General features: G+C 62.6%; 20 protein-coding genes. 11 read left to right on the top strand and 9 right to left on the bottom strand.

Features of this window, described 5'->3' with window-relative positions; all coding sequences use genetic code 11:
* The first annotated feature begins 219 nt into the window (after positions 1-219).
* Positions 220-753: an inorganic diphosphatase gene (ppa, locus tag NHF53_RS19795; RefSeq protein ID WP_112686408.1), complete on the top strand. Its 534-nt coding sequence runs from the start codon at positions 220-222 to the stop codon at positions 751-753.
* A 6-nt stretch (positions 754-759) separates the two neighbouring features.
* On the opposite strand, the gene NHF53_RS19790 is transcribed toward ppa, so the two are convergent.
* Positions 760-1,074 (bottom strand): DUF167 domain-containing protein, encoded by a 315-nt coding sequence (locus NHF53_RS19790; RefSeq protein WP_114362858.1) that lies wholly within the window; start codon positions 1,072-1,074, stop codon positions 760-762.
* Positions 1,071-1,391, bottom strand: coding sequence for a YggT family protein (locus NHF53_RS19785; RefSeq protein ID WP_114362859.1), 321 nt, complete (start codon positions 1,389-1,391; stop codon positions 1,071-1,073). The genes NHF53_RS19790 and NHF53_RS19785 overlap by 4 nt, the downstream gene beginning before the upstream one ends.
* A 117-nt stretch (positions 1,392-1,508) precedes the next feature.
* Between NHF53_RS19785 and NHF53_RS19780 the strand changes: the two genes are divergently transcribed.
* Complete coding sequence (locus NHF53_RS19780) at positions 1,509-2,756, top strand: MFS transporter (protein ID WP_252835721.1); 1,248 nt, start codon at positions 1,509-1,511, stop codon at positions 2,754-2,756.
* Here the strand turns inward: NHF53_RS19780 and NHF53_RS19775 are convergent.
* From NHF53_RS19775 to hemC, 6 genes are all read right to left on the bottom strand, one after another.
* Positions 2,741-3,478 (bottom strand): glutamine amidotransferase, encoded by a 738-nt coding sequence (locus tag NHF53_RS19775; RefSeq protein WP_252835720.1) that lies wholly within the window; start codon positions 3,476-3,478, stop codon positions 2,741-2,743. The genes NHF53_RS19780 and NHF53_RS19775 overlap by 16 nt on opposite strands.
* Positions 3,465-3,944, bottom strand: coding sequence for a TerB family tellurite resistance protein (locus NHF53_RS19770; RefSeq protein WP_252835719.1), 480 nt, complete (start codon positions 3,942-3,944; stop codon positions 3,465-3,467). Before NHF53_RS19770 ends, NHF53_RS19775 begins: the two co-directional genes overlap by 14 nt.
* Positions 3,945-3,954: 10 nt before the next feature.
* A complete protein-coding gene (locus NHF53_RS19765) occupies positions 3,955-5,529 on the bottom strand; it encodes a heme biosynthesis protein HemY (RefSeq protein WP_252835718.1) in 1,575 nt (524 codons plus the stop codon).
* A 10-nt stretch (positions 5,530-5,539) separates the two neighbouring features.
* Positions 5,540-6,775 carry a COG4223 family protein gene (locus NHF53_RS19760; RefSeq protein WP_252835717.1) on the bottom strand — a complete coding sequence of 412 codons (1,236 nt, stop codon included), beginning with the start codon at positions 6,773-6,775 and terminating at the stop codon, positions 5,540-5,542.
* 79 nt (positions 6,776-6,854) lie between these two features.
* Entirely contained in the window at positions 6,855-7,589 is a 735-nt protein-coding gene (locus NHF53_RS19755) for a uroporphyrinogen-III synthase (RefSeq protein ID WP_252835716.1), read from the bottom strand.
* A gap of 4 nt (positions 7,590-7,593) precedes the next feature.
* Entirely contained in the window at positions 7,594-8,523 is a 930-nt protein-coding gene (gene hemC, locus NHF53_RS19750; RefSeq protein ID WP_252835715.1) for a hydroxymethylbilane synthase, read from the bottom strand.
* Positions 8,524-8,595: 72 nt separating this feature from the next.
* Here hemC and tsaD point away from each other — a divergent pair, with 72 nt between their 5' ends.
* The 5 genes from tsaD to NHF53_RS19725 are packed head-to-tail and all read left to right on the top strand — an operon-like array spanning position 8,596 to position 12,106.
* Positions 8,596-9,693, top strand: a complete 1,098-nt coding sequence (gene tsaD / locus NHF53_RS19745) for a tRNA (adenosine(37)-N6)-threonylcarbamoyltransferase complex transferase subunit TsaD (RefSeq protein ID WP_252835714.1) — start codon at positions 8,596-8,598, stop codon at positions 9,691-9,693.
* Positions 9,690-10,679: an NAD(P)H-dependent glycerol-3-phosphate dehydrogenase gene (locus tag NHF53_RS19740; RefSeq protein WP_252835713.1), complete on the top strand. Its 990-nt coding sequence runs from the start codon at positions 9,690-9,692 to the stop codon at positions 10,677-10,679. Before tsaD ends, NHF53_RS19740 begins: the two co-directional genes overlap by 4 nt.
* Before the next feature lie 27 nt (positions 10,680-10,706).
* Positions 10,707-11,000, top strand: coding sequence for a YciI-like protein (locus tag NHF53_RS19735; RefSeq protein WP_114362869.1), 294 nt, complete (start codon positions 10,707-10,709; stop codon positions 10,998-11,000).
* 6 nt (positions 11,001-11,006) lie between these two features.
* Positions 11,007-11,438, top strand: coding sequence for an EVE domain-containing protein (locus NHF53_RS19730; protein WP_252835712.1), 432 nt, complete (start codon positions 11,007-11,009; stop codon positions 11,436-11,438).
* A gap of 8 nt (positions 11,439-11,446) precedes the next feature.
* Positions 11,447-12,106, top strand: coding sequence for a methyltransferase (locus NHF53_RS19725; protein WP_252835711.1), 660 nt, complete (start codon positions 11,447-11,449; stop codon positions 12,104-12,106).
* A gap of 4 nt (positions 12,107-12,110) precedes the next feature.
* On the opposite strand, the gene NHF53_RS19720 is transcribed toward NHF53_RS19725, so the two are convergent.
* Positions 12,111-12,464 carry a hypothetical protein gene (locus NHF53_RS19720; protein ID WP_252835710.1) on the bottom strand — a complete coding sequence of 118 codons (354 nt, stop codon included), beginning with the start codon at positions 12,462-12,464 and terminating at the stop codon, positions 12,111-12,113.
* 298 nt (positions 12,465-12,762) lie between these two features.
* Here NHF53_RS19720 and sdhC point away from each other — a divergent pair, with 298 nt between their 5' ends.
* The 4 genes from sdhC to NHF53_RS19700 are packed head-to-tail and all read left to right on the top strand — an operon-like array spanning position 12,763 to position 16,197.
* On the top strand, positions 12,763-13,158 hold the full coding sequence (gene sdhC, locus NHF53_RS19715) for a succinate dehydrogenase, cytochrome b556 subunit (protein ID WP_252835709.1): 396 nt from the start codon (positions 12,763-12,765) through the stop codon (positions 13,156-13,158).
* Positions 13,159-13,168: 10 nt separating this feature from the next.
* Positions 13,169-13,549 (top strand): succinate dehydrogenase, hydrophobic membrane anchor protein, encoded by a 381-nt coding sequence (gene sdhD, locus NHF53_RS19710; RefSeq protein ID WP_252835708.1) that lies wholly within the window; start codon positions 13,169-13,171, stop codon positions 13,547-13,549.
* Between the two features lie 6 nt (positions 13,550-13,555).
* Positions 13,556-15,400: a succinate dehydrogenase flavoprotein subunit gene (gene sdhA / locus NHF53_RS19705; protein ID WP_252835707.1), complete on the top strand. Its 1,845-nt coding sequence runs from the start codon at positions 13,556-13,558 to the stop codon at positions 15,398-15,400.
* A gap of 17 nt (positions 15,401-15,417) precedes the next feature.
* Positions 15,418-16,197, top strand: coding sequence for a succinate dehydrogenase iron-sulfur subunit (locus tag NHF53_RS19700; RefSeq protein WP_114362876.1), 780 nt, complete (start codon positions 15,418-15,420; stop codon positions 16,195-16,197).
* Positions 16,198-16,351 lie beyond the last annotated feature (154 nt).

Here is a 16,351-nt window from a genome sequence, read left to right as displayed (position 1 = left end):
GCCAGAAATCTAGAAATAGGTGGTTTCATCGTGCGTCCCCCGTTTGTGGCGTTATAGCAGCCGGGTGGCGCATGCAGCGAGGCACTGATGCAAAAAACTGCGGCGCGTGCCGCACCATGTCTCCTTCCGACGGATGCGACCTTCTCCCAAAGCCGTGTTGCATTGCGCAATGATTCCCATTAGGACAGCCGGGATTTCAACATACCCATGGGGTTAGACATGCGCATCGATGCAATTGCCGTTGGCAAGAACCCGCCCGACGACATCAACGTCATCGTCGAAGTTCCGGTCGGCGGTCATCCGATCAAGTATGAAATGGACAAGGACGCCGGCGCGCTCATCGTTGACCGCTTCCTCTATACCCCGATGACCTACCCGGGTAACTACGGCTTCGTGCCGCATACCCTGTCGGACGACGGCGACCCGATCGATGTCCTGATCTGCAATACCCGCCCGCTGCTGCCTGGCTGCGTGATCAATGTCCGTCCGATCGGCGTGATGATCATGGAAGATAATTCCGGCAAGGACGAGAAGATCATCGCGGTGCCGTCCCACAAGCTGACGCAGCGTTACGACAAGATTGAGAACTACACCGATCTGCCGGAAATTACGCTGAAGCAGATCGAGCACTTCTTCGAGCACTACAAGGATCTGGAGCCGGGCAAGTGGGTGAAGATCGGCGGCTGGCAGGACGTCAGCGTCGCCAAGCAGCTCATCCTCGAAGCCGTGCAGCGCGCCAAGGCTTCCAAGTAAGGCGCTTCAGCGCGCCAGAAGCGCCTCGACCTTTTTTGCCAAGTCCTCCGGATCTCCGTCGATCCGGAGGATTTTTTGTCTGGCGGTATCGCCGGATATCACCGAAATCGAGGACTTCGGCACACCGATCGCCTTCGAGAGGAGCGCGATGAGGGCTTTGTTGGCCTTTCCCTTCTCAGGGACGGCTGTCACCTTCGCCTTCAGATGCGCTTCGTCGTTGGCGTTGACCTCGACGCCGTCCACCTGGTCACGCCCGGCATTCGGCGTCAGCCGTACGGACAGTCGCAAGTGGTCGCCGTGGATGCTGTATGGCGGCTTCAAGCGAAGATCGGATAGATGCTCGTCCACATCAGGGACCGGACGAAGAAGATGATCAGCAGGACGATGATCGGGGAAATGTCGATGCCCCCGAGATCCGGCAGCACCCGGCGGATCGGTCGGAGCGCCGGCTCGGTGACGTTGTAGAAGAAAGTTCCGAGCGAATTGACGAAGCGGTTGCTCGCGTTGATGACGTTGAACGCGTAGAGCCAGGAGAAAATGGCACTCCCGATCAGGACCCAGGTGTAAAGGCTGAGAGCCAAATCGATCGTTTGAAACAACGCCAGCATAATCGTCTCCATTTCAAGGTTGACAGACATGTAGACATTGGCAGCTTATCGGGCAAGTGCTGCAGGCGGGCACAGGGGGAATCATGCTTAATGGTCCCCCCGGATTTCGGCCGAGTCCCACCCTTCCGAGAGGATTGCTTTCCGACCATGTCCGCACATCTGTCCGGCGACCGTTTCGCAGCCTTCAGGCATGCCTCCTACCTCCGCTTCTTCCTCTCGCGGTTCCTCGCGGCCTTCGCCACGCAGATCCTCAGCGTCTCCGTCGGCTGGCAGATGTATGACGAGACGAAAAGTGCCTTCTATCTAGGGCTGATCGGCCTCTTTCAGTTTCTGCCGGCGTTGCTCCTCATCCTCGTGACCGGTTCGGTCGCGGACCGCTACAACCGGCGAGCGATCGTCGCGACCTGCATGATCGTCAGCGCTCTTTGCGGCGCGTCCTTTCTCGCGCTCACGCTCGCCGACGCGTTTTCACCGGTTCTCGTGTTTTCGATCCTCGTCGTCTTCGGGATCGAGCGAGCGTTCAATGCGCCGGCGACCCAGTCGCTTGCTCCCAATCTCGTCCCGGAGGAAGATTTGCCGAACGCCGTGGCGTGGAACTCCACCTCCTGGCAAACCGCTTCGATCCTGGGTCCGGTCGCAGGCGGCCTGCTTTATGGTGTGAGTCCCGTCGTTGCCTATTCGGTTGCTCTGGCTTTCTTTTCTGTCGCGGCGCTTCTGGTCTTCCTGGTAGAACGGCCGGCGCAGAGGATCTCCAACAAGGCGGTGACTTGGGCGACGGTACTCGCGGGATTCCGTTTCATCTGGAGCGAGAAGGTCGTTCTCGGCGCGATATCCCTCGATCTCTTCGCGGTACTGCTCGGAGGGGCCGTAGCCCTCATGCCGATTTTCGCGCGTGACATCCTCGTGCTCGGTCCCTGGGGGCTTGGTCTGTTGCGCGCGGCTCCCGGTATCGGCGCCATTCTCGTCGCGATCGTTCTCGCCGGCTTCCCGGTTCGCCACAATGCCGGCCTGTTCATGTTTGCCGGCGTCGCATTGTTCGGTGCCGGCACGATCATCTTCGGCTTCTCGGATACAGCCTGGATCTCCATTGTGGCGCTCATGCTGATGGGCGCGGCCGATATGGCGTCGGTCTACGTTCGTGAGACGCTTATCGCGCTCTGGACGCCGGATGACGTGCGTGGCCGGGTGAACGCGGTCAACATGGTCTTCGTCGGCGCCTCCAACGAGCTCGGCGAGTTTCGAGCCGGCACGATGGCGTCGCTGGTCGGAGCGGTACCCGCGGTCGTGATCGGAGGCGTGGGAACGCTTGCGGTCGCCATCCTGTGGGCCGCCGGCTTTCCGCAACTGCGGCGCATCGATAGCCTCGACGCGCCCATGCGTCAGGACACGCAGTGAGCCTTTGGTTCGAAGACGAGATCGAGGAACTCCGAAAGCCAAGCCCTGAGGGGCGCATCGAAGATCATCCGGCCTTCGAGATGGTCGCGGCCCGGCTGCGCATTCGGCATGATGAAGCGATGGGCTCCGTGGACGACCCAACGCTGCATCATGGCACGGGTGAGTTCGGCGTGAAACTGCAGGCCCCAGGCGTTTTCGCCGTAACGGATCGCCTGATTGCGGTAGATGTCGCCCTCGGCGAGCAGTTCGCATCCGTGCGGCAGGTCGAAGCCCTCCCGATGGAAGTGATAGACCATTTGTGGCCAACGCATGAGCAGGCGGCCATGCTCGGTTGGACGGATCGGATACCAACCGATCTCGACCAGACTGTTCCGGTCGGAGGAAACCTTTCCGCCCAGATTGCGGACCATCATCTGTGCGCCGAGACAGATGCCCAGAAACGGCTTCTTCTCCTTGAGCGGAATGCTGATCCACTCGATTTCATCGTGGATGAATTGATCGGGGTCGTTCGCGCTCATCGGACCACCGAAGATGACCGCGCCGGAGTGTCCGGCCAGCGTCTCGGGAAGCGCGTCGCCGAGCGGCGGCCTGCGAATGTCGAGTGGGTAGCCTTTCTCCAGCAGCATCTGGCCGACCCTTCCGGGGCTCGACCGCTCCTGATGAAGGACGAGCAGGACCGGCGCCTTCTGCCGCGATTTCAGAGGCTCATTACGATGAAGCATCCTTGGTCCCTTGAGCCGACCGCATCACCGCTTCGCGGCGCTGGCTCACGCGGTCGCGATCGGAGACGCCGAGCAGGTCGGCGATCCGCCACACGACGTGATCCTCCATCTCGCTTCGGCTGCCGTCGGCGTAGACGATGTCCCAGAGGATACCGAGAAGCTGAAGCCGCTGTTCTTCGTCCAGATGGCGCTTGATGTCGGACGTGAAGCGATAATAGTCGACGGCTTCGCTCTCGGCCCTCTGGCCCGCCTTCAGCAGTGCCTGGAGCTCCTCGTTGTTCAGCCGGTATTCCTCCTTCAGCAATTGTTCGAGCTTCTCGCGCTCTTTGTCGTGGACAACGCCGTCCGCTTCCATCACCTGGAAACAGAGGGCCGCGACTGCGACCCGCGGGTCGTCGGGAGATATGGTGTCGTTTCCGCGAGCCTGTGTCAGGTTCTGGAAAAAGGCCTGGAGGCGTTCGAGCATCTCTCTTCCTTCAGAAAAGGCGTAGACGGTTCTTGTCGTCGGCCGGCCGCCGGCCTTCGCGCACGCCCGGATCGTCTGGCGGATGGCCGAAGAAGGGGGTGGCCGTTTCGGCTTGCTCCGGCTTGCGGACCGGCTCCGCGGGCGTTTTGGGTGATGCCGAAATGTCTGCCTTCTCGGCCTTTTCGACTGTCGCGCGTTGCTCTGCCTCCGTTGACGACTGAGCGTTCTTGACTGGCGGAAGCGCATTGATCGCGGCGTCCCCTCGGGAGACGACGCCCTCCTCGACCGGACCTTCCAATTGGTCGAAGGGAACCTTCCACTCGAAGGCATCGAGGCGACCCGTCACGGGCGACAGGGGCAGCCATTTCTCCGAAATGTGACCGTCGGCGATCCAGACGGGATCACGCGGGGCGCGCAGCGCCTGGGCCATCCAGTAGCGCGCACGCCCCTGGTCGCCGGTTTCCGCTTCTTCGATATCGGCCAGCAAGAGATAGACCCGCTCGCGGGCGTCCATGCGTGCCGCCTCTTCCGCCTTGGCACGGGCCTTGGCAAAATCCTGGGCGTCGAGCGCCGCTTCTGCGACGATCAGGAGCCCTTCGACGTTGTTGGGCCGCAACGAATCCAGCCTCTCGGCACGCTTCAGCCGGTCGACAGCGCTGTCTCCACCCCGGGCCCGGACGTAAGTCTTGGCGATGTCCGGATGCGGAGCGACCTTCCACGTCTGCTCGAGGATCGACGACGCCTTCCGCACATTGTCTTCGCGCAAATAGGCCTTAGCCGCGACGACAGCCGCCGGAACGAGATCTTTCGCGAGTTTCAGGGCATGCACGGCGCTGTCGCGGGCGCCGGCAGGATCACCTTCGAGCTGTTCCTCGGCCCTGGCCGTCAGCAGGACCGCCTTCAGGCGGTCAGCCTCCGGCCGACTGAGAACATGGGCCACGCGCTGCTGGTCGAGCAGGCGGATCGCGTCCTCCCACTGGCCGGACTGGCAACGGTATTCGAGCGTCGCCTTGGCGGCCCAGGGGAGATAAGGCGCCTGTTCGGCGGCTGTTTCCGCGTACTGTCGCGCCGCCTCGTGGGCTCCGAGCCGGCTTGCCTCCCGATAGAGGCCGTGCAGGCCGAGCTCTCTGGTTTCGGGATCCTCCGACATCTGCTGGTAAAGACGGCGTGCTTCGTCATGCCTGCCTTCGATCACAGCCGCTTGCGCCTCGAGCACGAGGATCAGCGGCTCCTGTTCCGCCCGCAAGAGGCCGCGTGCTCGCGCGCTCATCTTGTGGGCGAGCAATGCATTTCCAGCGCCCGCGGCGATCAGGCCGGTCGAGAGTGCCTGATAGCCGCGATCCCGCTTGCGTGCGCGGAAGAATCGGCGTGCGGAGTGCGGCGACGTCCACAGCAGGCGGACGAGCCACCAGATCAGCATAACCGCAGCGATGACCGCGAGGGCAACCGTCGCGGCGACGGTGAGACTCATTTCGATCAACTGACCCTGCCAGAGGATCGAGAGGGAGCCCGGTCGGTCGGCGAGCCAGGCAAAGCCGAATCCGAGGATGAGAACAGCGAGAACGAAGAACAGTGTCCGGATCATTGCTTGCTCCTCAACCCCGGTTGCCGCCGACCGCACTGGTCATGGCGGTGCCGACCAGCTTCTCGACCTCGATCCGGGATTTCAGGGCCTTTGCAAAGTCGGCCGATGCGGCCTTGCCGGTCTCCGGCAGGGTCTCCCACTCGAGCGATGCACCCTGAAGGTCGCCGTTTCGCAGCTTGTCCTCCATTCGTGCGACGATCGCTTCCGGCGTGTCGCCTTCGACATTGCCGACCGGCCGCACCTTGACGACCGAAAGCGCACTCGAGAGCAGCCGTTCGGCAAGCCCCTGGTTCGGATCCGGCTGGTGAACCGCTGCGAGAATGGCGCTTGCGGTATCCTGGAACTGACGCACAAGCTCTGCACGCGAGGGAATTCCGGCGCGCGCATAGTCTCTGAGCGCCGTGATGGCGGGGTCTTCGGGTGTGATGCCGGCGAGGGTGTCGAGTTCGGTCAGGAAGGTGCCGCCCCGATCAACAGCGGCTTTCAATCCGGCCACCGCGATCGCGCGGGCAACCTCGACGTCGTCCCGTGGCTCATCGAGCTTCTTCTCGATGTCGGCTATGCGCCCGTCGAGGCGCGTCTCGAGCTCCGACAGTCTGGAAGTTGCCGCATCCCCGCTCGTCCGAAGGGTCGCCAGCGTGCTCTGCAAACCTGAAAGCTGCTCGCGCAGCTGGTCGAGCGCCGTGGTATCGATGGCCGGAAGCGGCTGGTTTGCCGTGCTTTCAAGAGCTGCCAAGCGCTCCTCGATCTGCTTTGTGTCCGCGCCTTGCGAAACAGCGGATCGAAGGCCGTCGACCTCGTTCCTGAGAGCGGCGAGCTCGGCCGTCTGGTCGGCGGCGAGGCGCTCCGAAGCGGGGGACAGGGCCGGCAGATAGCCGGCGTACTGCATGCTGCCGGCGCCGGCGAGAGCGACGAGGCCACCGACGATGCCCGCAGCCGCGACGGCTGCAAATGTCGGCGTTCCCTTGCGTTCACGAGGCGCTTCCGCCGACCGGTATTCAGGCTCCCTGACCTCTGGTTCGGCAGCCTCCGCGGTAGGCGTTGCCTCGGCCTCTGCGCGAGCGACTGTCTCCGTTTCGGCATGCGCCGGCGCTGTTTCGGCTTCCGGGCCTACCTCGCGCTCTTCCGGGCTTTCCGCCGCGGAGGCGGGTGTCTCGGCGGCAGCTGTGGTTTCCTCTGCCTGCAGGTCGATGGTGACCGGTTCGTTCGAGGACTTGGTGCGACGTGGCGGCTTTCCGGAAACCATGGGTACCTCTTCTTCCATGCAGTGCTTTGAAGTTAGTCAGTGACGGCCTCTAAGGAAAGGGCTCATGTCCATTTTGCGCCTAAGGAAGGGGTTCCAGCAACGCCAGAAGCGCCGTTTCGTCTGGCGATACCGCCACTGATGCCTTTTCACGGAACTCGGCGGGAATGGCATGGAGTACATTGCTGCTCAGGCAGCAAAAGCGGATGTCTCGGAGCATCTCGTCAGCGGCGGTGGTCTTTACTGCGGCAAAAAACCGCTTCGCGGTCTCCGCGGAATAGAGAAGCACGGCATCGATCCGCTCACCCGCGAGGATGTGCCGGAGTGCCGCAAGTGCGTCATCCACGGGCTTCATCTCGTAGCATTCGGCGACGGTGACCTGGATGCCGTCCTCAGCGAGGCGAGCTTCGAAGCCGGGTGCCCGCGGTGTGCCGGCGAGATAGAGGAGCACGCCGCTTTGCCCAGCTTCCCTGAGGTGAGCGCTGACGCGGGCGGCGAGAGCAGCCCCGTTTCCGCCTGCGGCGGCGACGTTTGTGAAGCCCAACCTCCGCGCGGCATCGGCAGAAGCCTCGCCGACGGCGAAAATCGGCTCGGCGAGGAAGGGTATTAGGCGATCTGCGACCTCCGAGAGTGTCCGGATCGCCTCCGCGCTGGTGATGGCGATTGCGGCATGCGGAAGGGCAAGCGCTGAAAGCGCCGCCTCCGGATGGCGGATTGGCGCACTCAGGGGCTGGAGAACGGGCTCGTGACCAAGCGTCCGCAGTTTCGCGGCCGTCTTTTCTCCCGCCTCCGAGGGCCGGGTCACGAGAACGCGCATCGCGTCAGGTCCAGTCGGCGAAAAAGCCGCTGCCCGCCTTTTCGCGGATCACTGCTCCGGCGGTTCGCCCGAGGCGGGCTGCATCGTCGGCACTGCCTTCGATTTCGACGCTGTGCGACTGGCTCCCGTCCGGCGTCAGGATCATGCCCGAGAAACGGATGTGGCCGCCGAGGGACGTGGCGTAGCCGGCGATCGGCGTGCGGCATGAGCCGTCGAGGGCCGCAAGGTAGGCGCGTTCGCAGGTCACTGCGTCGAAGGTCGGACCGTCGTTGATCGCAGCCAGCAGTGCATTTACCTTATCGTCGCCGACACGGCTTTCAACGCAGATCGCGCCTTGAGCGGGTGCCGGCGGGAAGGTTTCGAGATCGAGGACTTCGGTCGGGACGCTTTCCTTGCCGAGCCGTTTCAAGCCGGCGAAGGCGAGCAGGGTCGCATCGACCTCACCCTCCGCGAGTTTACGCAGCCGCGTATCAACGAGGCCGCGGAAAGTAATCACCTTGATGTCTGGGCGAAGTCTGCGGATCAGGGCCTGCCGGCGCAAGGATGAGGAGCCGACGGTCGCGCCCTGCGGGAGATCGAGAAGGCGGGGAGCAGCGGCGCCGATGAAAGCGTCGCGTACGTCCTCGCGCGGGAGAAAGGCCGAGAGGAACAGCCCGTCGGGCAACACAGTCGGCATGTCCTTGGATGAGTGGACGGCAAAATCGAGGTCGCCCGAGAGCAGCTTTTCCTCAAGTTCTTCGGTAAACAGGCCTTTCCCGCCCACCTCTGCGAGCGGCCGATCGGTGATCCGGTCACCCTTGGTCGAAAGGACGACGATCTCGAACATGTCTGGAGAAAGGCCGTGAGCGGCCACGAGCCGGTCGCGTGTCTCATAGGCCTGCGCAAGCGCAAGCGGACTACCCCGGGTTCCGATTCGGAAAGGTTTTGTTTGCATCCGATTTCATCCGTTGTTACCGACGTTCCTCGTAAACGGGTTTCCCGGCCACCGCAATCAACGATCAGTTCCATGGGTTCCTTTCTTCGCATCCTCGGCATCGAGACCAGCTGTGATGAAACAGCAGCATCGATCGTTCTGCGCCATAGCGACGGGCGCGGAGAGATTGCCGCTGACGTGGTGCTCAGCCAGCTCGACGAGCACAGTGCCTATGGCGGTGTCGTGCCGGAGATCGCCGCCCGTGCCCATGTAGAGGCACTCGACACGTTGATTGAAGAGGCTCTGGCGCGCACCGGCACCTCTCTCGGCGATATTGACGCCGTGGCGGCGACCGCCGGCCCCGGCCTTATCGGCGGCCTGATCGTCGGTCTGATGACCGGCAAGGCGATCGCAAGGGCGCTCTCGAAGCCGCTCTATGCCATCAATCATCTCGAAGGCCATGCGCTGACCGCGAGGCTGACCGACGGGCTTTCCTTTCCCTATCTGATGCTGCTGGTATCGGGAGGGCATACCCAGCTCGTCCTGGTGCGCGGCGTCGGGCAGTATGAACGGTGGGGTACCACGATCGACGATGCATTGGGCGAAGCCTTCGACAAGACGGCGAAGCTGCTTGGCCTTCCCTATCCCGGCGGGCCAGCCGTCGAACGCGCCGCGGTGGACGGCGACCCGCGACGGTTCGATTTCCCCCGACCGCTGATCGGTGAGGCGCGACTCGATTTCTCCTTTTCCGGCCTGAAGACGGCCGTGCGCCAGGCTGCGGAGACAATCGCACCCGTCACCGAGCAAGACATCTCGGATATCTGTGCCTCGTTCCAGCGGGCCATTTCGCGCACGCTCGACGACCGCATCGGCCGCGGGCTCGCACGCTTTTCCGCCGAGTTTCCGAAGCTTGCCCACCCTCCTGCCTTGGTTGTCGCAGGCGGTGTCGCCGCAAACCAGGAACTGCGCCGAACTTTGCAGACCCTTTGCGAGCGGCACGGCTTTCGCTTCGTGGCGCCGCCGCTTCGGCTTTGCACCGACAATGCCGCCATGATCGCCTGGGCCGGGCTCGAACGGATGGCGGCAGGCTTTGCCGCCGACTCCCTCGACGTGCAGCCGCGGTCGCGCTGGCCACTCGACAGCAGCGCAGAGGTGCGGATAGGTCACGGAAAGCGCGGGGCAAAGGCATGAGCGAGAGGCACCGGATCGCCGTCGTCGGGGCGGGAGCGTTCGGAACTGCACTCGCTGCAGTCATCGCGCTCGAAGGAAAATCCGAGGTCACGCTGCTCGGACGCGATCCGTCGCTGATGGCGGACCTGCGTACCGACGGGATGCACACCGCAGCGCTCCCGGGTATCCATCTCCCGGATGCACTCCAATACTCGGCAGAACCGGAGATTCTCGTCGGCGCTGAAACCGTGCTCTTCGCGATGCCGTCGCAGGCACAGGCCGACGCCGCGGCGCAATTCGGCCCGTATCTCGCCACCGGCTCGACCGTGGTCACCTGTGCCAAGGGTATTGACCGCGGCACGTCACGCCTGCTCACGGACGTCCTCGAAAGTCAGTTGCCGCATCATCCGGTCGCGGTGCTCTCGGGGCCCGGTTTTGCGACGGACATCGCCCGCGGGCTGCCGACGGCAATGGCGATCGCCGCCGCTGAACTTTCTGATGCGGAGCGTCTGGCGCATGCTATTTCGGGACGTACCTTCCGGCTCTATGCTTCCACCGACCGCACGGGTGTTCAGCTCGGCGGAGCGCTCAAGAACGTGCTGGCTATCGCATGTGGCATCGTCGAAGGCATGGGGCTCGGTGATTCCGCGCGTGCGGCACTGATTGCACGCGGGCTGGCCGAGATGTCGCGGCTGGTCGAGGCGCTCGGCGGGCGCGGCAGCACTGTCCAAGGTCTCTCGGGCTTGGGCGATCTCGTGCTGACTGCCACCAGTCATCAGTCGCGAAACCTGCGTTTCGGCATTTCCCTGGGCAAGGGAGAGCCCGCGAATTTCGGGCGCGGCGACCTCGTCGAGGGCGCGTTTGCGGCGGCTGTGGCAGCCCGACTTGCCGAGGGGCACGGCGTCAGCATGCCGATCACGGAAGCCGTTGCCGAAATCATTGATGGCAAGCTCGACATTCCGACCGCGATCGAGCAGTTGATGACGCGTCCGATCACCACCGAATAGATCACGTCTCTTTTGAAGGAGTAGCCGATGCTTTTTGCCGTCCTTTGCCGCGACAAGGCCGACCACCTCAATGTCCGCATGGAAACACGCCCCGCGCATCTCGAATGGCTGAACGGCCTGAATGCCGATGGCGTTCTGAAAATTGCCGGGCCGTTCCTCGATGACAATGGCAAGCCGTGCGGTTCCATGCTGCTGATCGCGGCGGACGATATGGCGAGTGCGAAAGCGATTGCCGCGCAAGACCCCTATGCTGCGGCCGGTCTCTTCGAAACCGTGGAGATCAAGGCCTACAATTGGGTCTTCAACAATCCGGAGGCATGACAGCGGATGGCTTACTGGCTCTTCAAGTCCGAGCCCTTCAAGTGGTCGTGGGAAATGCAGAAGGCCAAGGGTGACGTCGGCGAAGAATGGACCGGTGTGCGCAACTATCTGGCACGCAACAACATGCGTGCGATGAAGATCGGCGACAAAGGGTTCTTCTACCACTCGAACGAGGGGCTCGAGGTCGTCGGCATCGTCGAGGTTTGCGCGTTGTCGCACCCCGATTCGACAGCCGAAGGCGATCTTCGCTGGGATTGCGTCGACATCCGTGCCGTCACCGACATGCCCAAGCCGGTTTCGCTGAAGGACATCAAGGCGAACGAAAAGCTCTCCAAGATGTCGCTGGTGACGTCGATGCGTCTTTCCGTCCAGCCCGTAACCGAGGAGGAATACCTCGAAGTCTGCCGGATGGGCGAACTCGACGACCCGCCGCGTTGAGGCTTTCGTTGAAAACTGACCCGGAGCGCTTCATCCGCGCCAACACCAGCCTGATGGCGCCGCCGCATGTGTCCGAGATCCGGTTGCATCTCGCGAGCGAGGTCCACGACCTTTGGCTCAAGACCGAGGATGAACTCGAAGAGATCGGCTTGCCGCCGCCTTTTTGGGCCTTTGCCTGGGCAGGAGGGCAGGGACTTGCCCGCTACGTGCTGGATCATCCGGAAGTCACCGCCGGCAAGCGTGTGGTCGATTTTGCAAGTGGCTCCGGCCTTGTGGCGATCGCGGCCAGGTTGGCCGGCGCTGGCCGTGTCGTTGCAGCCGATATCGATCCCTGGGCGGAAACGGCGATCCGCCTGAATGCGGAGACAAATGGCGTCGCAGTCGACTTCACCGGCAGGAACCTGATCGGCGAGACGCTGGAGGCGGACGTCGTTCTTGCAGGCGATGTTTTCTACGACCGCGGCTTCGCGGACGCTCTCATCCCCTGGTTCGATCGCCTTGCCGCGACGGGCATAGACGTCTTGGTCGGCGACCCCGGCAGAAGCTATCTGCCAAAGGAACGGCTGACGGCGCTCGCCTCCTACCAGGTGCCGGTAACGAGAGCGCTCGAAGACAGCGAAATCAAGAAAACGACAGTCTGGCGATTTGCCCCGCAGGTCGACGTCTGACCACTCAGGGTCTGATGACGCAAACGCCGGCTTCGTAACGGCAGGCGCTCTTCATGTCTGCCTTGTCCGCGTTGACCTCAGCATTCACGTCGATGATGCGGGCCCTTGGCGCAGGGCGGGCCAGCGCCGGCTTATAGGTCGAGTGCTCCACCATGAAATAGATGCCGGTTCCTCGAATGCGCAGAGCGGAAATCGACCCCGCATAGGTACCAATGCCCGGCAAAACCGAAGGAAGGCCGGAGCCGGCCACTACGCCAGGGTTCGGCTCGTGGCGGTGGCGGGCCTGAAGCTCGCCCGTCGCGAAAACGGCGAATGCCGCCGTTGCGGCGATCACGGCGCCCACACGCTTGAACATCATGGCTTCCTCCGGCCAATGGAAGTGTTAAGAAGTACTTAACGGCACCATGACGTAAAATGACACCAAAGTCACTCCATCCCATTCTTTGTCTGCAGGAAGTTTGCGTCGAAACCGCTTCGACCAACGTCTAAGTCTCGGTCAGGCCGAATCGATTAAAATCCGCGCGGGCCGCGATTATGCTTGTCGTGCCGCCTTCTGGTGAGTAAACGTCGCCCTGACGCGATGCACTGCAGCAGGCGGTTGCATCGCGCTGGGGACAGTCCTGATCAGGACCGCATTGAAACGCCGCGAGGTTCAGATGGCGAATGTGACAAACAAGCGGCCATTGTCGCCGCATCTGCAAATCTACAAGCTGATCCCGACCATGGTGATGTCGATCATGCATCGCGTTACCGGAGGTGCACTTTACTTCGGTACCTTGCTGGTCGCGTGGTGGCTGATCGCGGCTTCTTCCGGCGCCACCTACTTCGAGTGGGTGAGCTGGTTCATGGGCACTCTTCTCGGACGGCTGATCCTGTTCGGCTACACTTGGGCGCTCGTTCATCACATGCTCGGCGGGCTGCGCCACCTTCTCTGGGATATGGGCTGCGGCTTCGAGAAGAGCTTTTCGACCAAGCTTGCCAAGGCCAATCTCATCGGCTCGATCCTTCTCACCCTGGTGATCTGGATCGTCGGCTACATGGTCCGTTTCTGAGGTGAATGACATGGATATGCGCACTCCACTCAGCAAGGTTCGGGGCCTCGGGTCTGCCAAGGACGGCACCACGCACTTCTGGCGTCAGCGCCTGACGTCGGTAGCCGGCATCCCGCTCCTGATCTTCTTCATCGTCTTCCTCGTCGCCTACAACGGTGCTCCTTATGCCGAAGTCGTCGGCGCACTGTCGAACCCCGTGGTCGCGGTGATCATGGCTTTGACGGTGATCAACAGCCTCATCCACATGCGGCTCGGCATGCAGGTGATCATCGAGGACTATGTCCATGTCGAAGGCATGAAGATCGTCCTTCTGATGCTCAACACGTTCTTTGCGGTTTTCGTCGGCGGTCTCTGTCTTTTCGCCATCTTGAAGATCGCATTCGTAGGATAATTCATCATGGCACCGAACAGTTCTCCCGCCCAAGGCGGCAAGGCATACAAGTACGTCGACCATTCCTATGACGTGATCGTCGTCGGCGCCGGCGGTGCCGGTCTCCGCGCGACGCTCGGCATGGCCGAGCAGGGCTTCAGGACCGCTTGCATCACCAAGGTCTTCCCGACCCGGTCGCACACGGTCGCGGCCCAGGGCGGCATCGCCGCTTCGCTGCAGAACATGACGCCCGACTGCTGGCAGTGGCACCTCTACGACACGGTCAAGGGCTCCGACTGGCTCGGCGACGTCGACGCCATGCAGTATCTCGCCATGGAGGCGCCGAAGGCCGTCTACGAGCTGGAGCACTACGGTGTTCCCTTCTCGCGCAACGAGGAAGGCAAGATCTACCAGCGCCCGTTCGGCGGCCACATGCAGAACTACGGTGAAGGCCCGCCGGTGCAGCGTACCTGCGCGGCTGCTGACCGAACCGGTCACGCGATCCTGCATACGCTCTACGGCCAGTCGCTTCGCAACAATGCGGAATTCTTCATCGAGTATTTCGCGCTCGACCTCATCATGTCGGATGATGGCCGTTGCACGGGCGTCGTCGCCTGGAACCTCGACGACGGAACCATCCATCGCTTCGCTGCCAAGATGGTCGTGCTCGCGACCGGCGGCTACGGCCGCGCCTACTTCTCGGCGACCTCGGCTCATACCTGCACCGGTGACGGCGGCGGGATGATCGCACGTGCGGGCCTGCCGCTCCAAGACATGGAGTTCGTGCAGTTCCACCCGACCGGTATCTATGGCGCCGGCTGCCTGATCACCGAGGGTGCACGCGGCGAAGGCGGCTATCTCGTCAACTCCGAGGGCGAACGCTTCATGGAGCGTTACGCACCGTCTGCGAAGGACCTCGCCTCCCGCGACGTCGTATCCCGCTGCATGACGCTGGAAATCCGCGAAGGCCGCGGTGTGGGCAAGAACAAGGACCACATCTACCTGCATCTCGACCATCTCGATCCGGCCGTTTTGCATGAGCGTCTGCCGGGCATTTCGGAAAGCGCGAAGATCTTCGCCGGTGTCGACGTTACCCGCGAACCGATCCCGGTTCTGCCGACCGTTCACTACAACATGGGCGGCGTTCCGACCAATTACTGGGGTGAGGTGCTGAACGCTGACAGCCAGAATCCGGAACGCATCGCGCCCGGCCTGATGGCCGTCGGCGAAGCGGGCTGTGCCTCCGTGCATGGCGCCAATCGTCTCGGCTCGAACTCGCTGATCGACCTCGTGGTCTTCGGCCGAGCGGCCGCAATCCGCGCTGGTCAGGTCATCGACAAGTCGGAGCCGGTCCCGGCGCTCAATACTGCTGCCTGCGACAGGATTATGGATCGCTTCGACCGCGTTCGCTTCGCCTCCGGCGCAACGCCGACGGCGGTCGCCCGCGACAAGATGCAGCGCGCCATGCAGGAAGACGCCGCCGTGTTCCGCACGCAGGAAGCGCTGGAATCCGGCTGCCGCCGTATTTCGGCGATCTGGAAGGGCGAGTTGCAGGACATCAAGGTCACCGACCGCTCCATGGTCTGGAACTCCGATCTGGTTGAGACGCTGGAACTCCACAACCTGATGGCCAACGCGATCACGACCGTCTATGGCGCCGAAGCGCGCAAGGAGAGCCGTGGTTCGCACGCGCGCGAGGACTATGCGACCGGTCCGCTCGGCGGACGTGACGACGTCAACTGGCGCAAGCATACGCTGGCTTGGGTGAGCGAAGCGGGCGAAGTCAAGCTGGACTACCGTCCGGTCCACACCGACCTCATCGCCGACGGCATCGATCCGCAGAAGATCGCGCCGAAGGCGCGCGTCTACTGATCTGAGAGGAACAGGACATGGTTGAACTCGCTCTTCCCAAGAACTCGCAGATCACCGAAGGCAAGGTCTGGCCGAAGCCGGAAGGTGCCAAGAACCTGCGGGAATACCGCATCTACCGGTGGAACCCGGACGACGGACAGAACCCGCGCATCGATACCTATTACATCGATGTCGACAATTGCGGTCCGATGGTGCTTGATGGGTTGCTTTACATCAAGAACAACATCGACCCGACGCTGACGCTCCGCCGCTCTTGCCGCGAGGGCATCTGCGGCTCGTGCGCGATGAACATCGACGGCACCAACACGCTTGCCTGCACGAAGGGTATGGATGAGATCGGCGGAACGGTGAAAGTTTATCCGTTGCCGCATATGCCGGTGGTCAAGGACCTCGTACCGGATCTCACCAACTTCTATGCCCAGCACCGTTCGATCGAGCCGTGGCTGAAGACCGTCTCGCCTGCGCCGGCGAAGGAATGGAAGCAGAGCCATCAGGACCGTCTGAAGCTCGACGGCCTCTACGAGTGCATTCTCTGCGCCTGTTGCTCGACCTCCTGTCCGAGCTACTGGTGGAACGGCGACCGCTATCTCGGACCGGCCGTCCTGCTGCAGGCGTATCGCTGGCTCATTGACAGCCGCGACGAAGCGACCGGCGAGCGCCTCGACAATCTCGAGGATCCCTTCCGGCTCTATCGTTGCCACACGATCATGAATTGCGCGCAGACCTGCCCGAAGGGGCTCAATCCGGCGAAGGCGATCGCCGAAATCAAGAAGATGATGGTCGAGCGCCGCGTCTGATCGGTACCGATATACGCGTGCTGAACGGGTTGCATCCGAAAGGATGTGACCCGTTCACGTATGCGGCATCAGTCGACGCCCGGTTGCAGAAGCGAATGGATCGTAATATTTGAGTGTCAACTTGATTTGAAAGGGTCGTTGGCGATAATTCCGC

The organism is Ciceribacter sp. RN22 (assembly GCF_024054295.1).
Lineage (GTDB): Bacteria > Pseudomonadota > Alphaproteobacteria > Rhizobiales > Rhizobiaceae > Allorhizobium > Allorhizobium lividum.
This window is presented reverse-complemented; position numbering and strand designations above follow the sequence as displayed.

Bases quoted from the DNA above. Each gene is read 5' to 3' on its own strand.
- NHF53_RS19785 (WP_114362859.1), bottom strand. From the start codon at position 1,391: ATGTCTGTCAACCTTGAAATGGAGACGATTATGCTGGCGTTGTTTCAA.
- NHF53_RS19730 (WP_252835712.1), top strand. From the start codon at position 11,007: ATGGCTTACTGGCTCTTCAAGTCCGAGCCCTTCAAGTGGTCGTGGGAA.
- sdhD (WP_252835708.1), top strand. From the start codon at position 13,169: ATGGATATGCGCACTCCACTCAGCAAGGTTCGGGGCCTCGGGTCTGCC.
- NHF53_RS19765 (WP_252835718.1), bottom strand. From the start codon at position 5,529: ATGATCCGGACACTGTTCTTCGTTCTCGCTGTTCTCATCCTCGGATTC.
- ppa (WP_112686408.1), top strand. From the start codon at position 220: ATGCGCATCGATGCAATTGCCGTTGGCAAGAACCCGCCCGACGACATC.
- NHF53_RS19780 (WP_252835721.1), top strand. From the start codon at position 1,509: ATGTCCGCACATCTGTCCGGCGACCGTTTCGCAGCCTTCAGGCATGCC.
- sdhC (WP_252835709.1), top strand. From the start codon at position 12,763: ATGGCGAATGTGACAAACAAGCGGCCATTGTCGCCGCATCTGCAAATC.
- sdhA (WP_252835707.1), top strand. From the start codon at position 13,556: ATGGCACCGAACAGTTCTCCCGCCCAAGGCGGCAAGGCATACAAGTAC.
- NHF53_RS19700 (WP_114362876.1), top strand. From the start codon at position 15,418: ATGGTTGAACTCGCTCTTCCCAAGAACTCGCAGATCACCGAAGGCAAG.
- NHF53_RS19740 (WP_252835713.1), top strand. From the start codon at position 9,690: ATGAGCGAGAGGCACCGGATCGCCGTCGTCGGGGCGGGAGCGTTCGGA.
- NHF53_RS19735 (WP_114362869.1), top strand. From the start codon at position 10,707: ATGCTTTTTGCCGTCCTTTGCCGCGACAAGGCCGACCACCTCAATGTC.
- NHF53_RS19755 (WP_252835716.1), bottom strand. From the start codon at position 7,589: ATGCGCGTTCTCGTGACCCGGCCCTCGGAGGCGGGAGAAAAGACGGCC.
- NHF53_RS19720 (WP_252835710.1), bottom strand. From the start codon at position 12,464: ATGATGTTCAAGCGTGTGGGCGCCGTGATCGCCGCAACGGCGGCATTC.
- NHF53_RS19775 (WP_252835720.1), bottom strand. From the start codon at position 3,478: ATGCTTCATCGTAATGAGCCTCTGAAATCGCGGCAGAAGGCGCCGGTC.
- NHF53_RS19770 (WP_252835719.1), bottom strand. From the start codon at position 3,944: ATGCTCGAACGCCTCCAGGCCTTTTTCCAGAACCTGACACAGGCTCGC.
- hemC (WP_252835715.1), bottom strand. From the start codon at position 8,523: ATGCAAACAAAACCTTTCCGAATCGGAACCCGGGGTAGTCCGCTTGCG.
- tsaD (WP_252835714.1), top strand. From the start codon at position 8,596: ATGGGTTCCTTTCTTCGCATCCTCGGCATCGAGACCAGCTGTGATGAA.
- NHF53_RS19760 (WP_252835717.1), bottom strand. From the start codon at position 6,775: ATGGTTTCCGGAAAGCCGCCACGTCGCACCAAGTCCTCGAACGAACCG.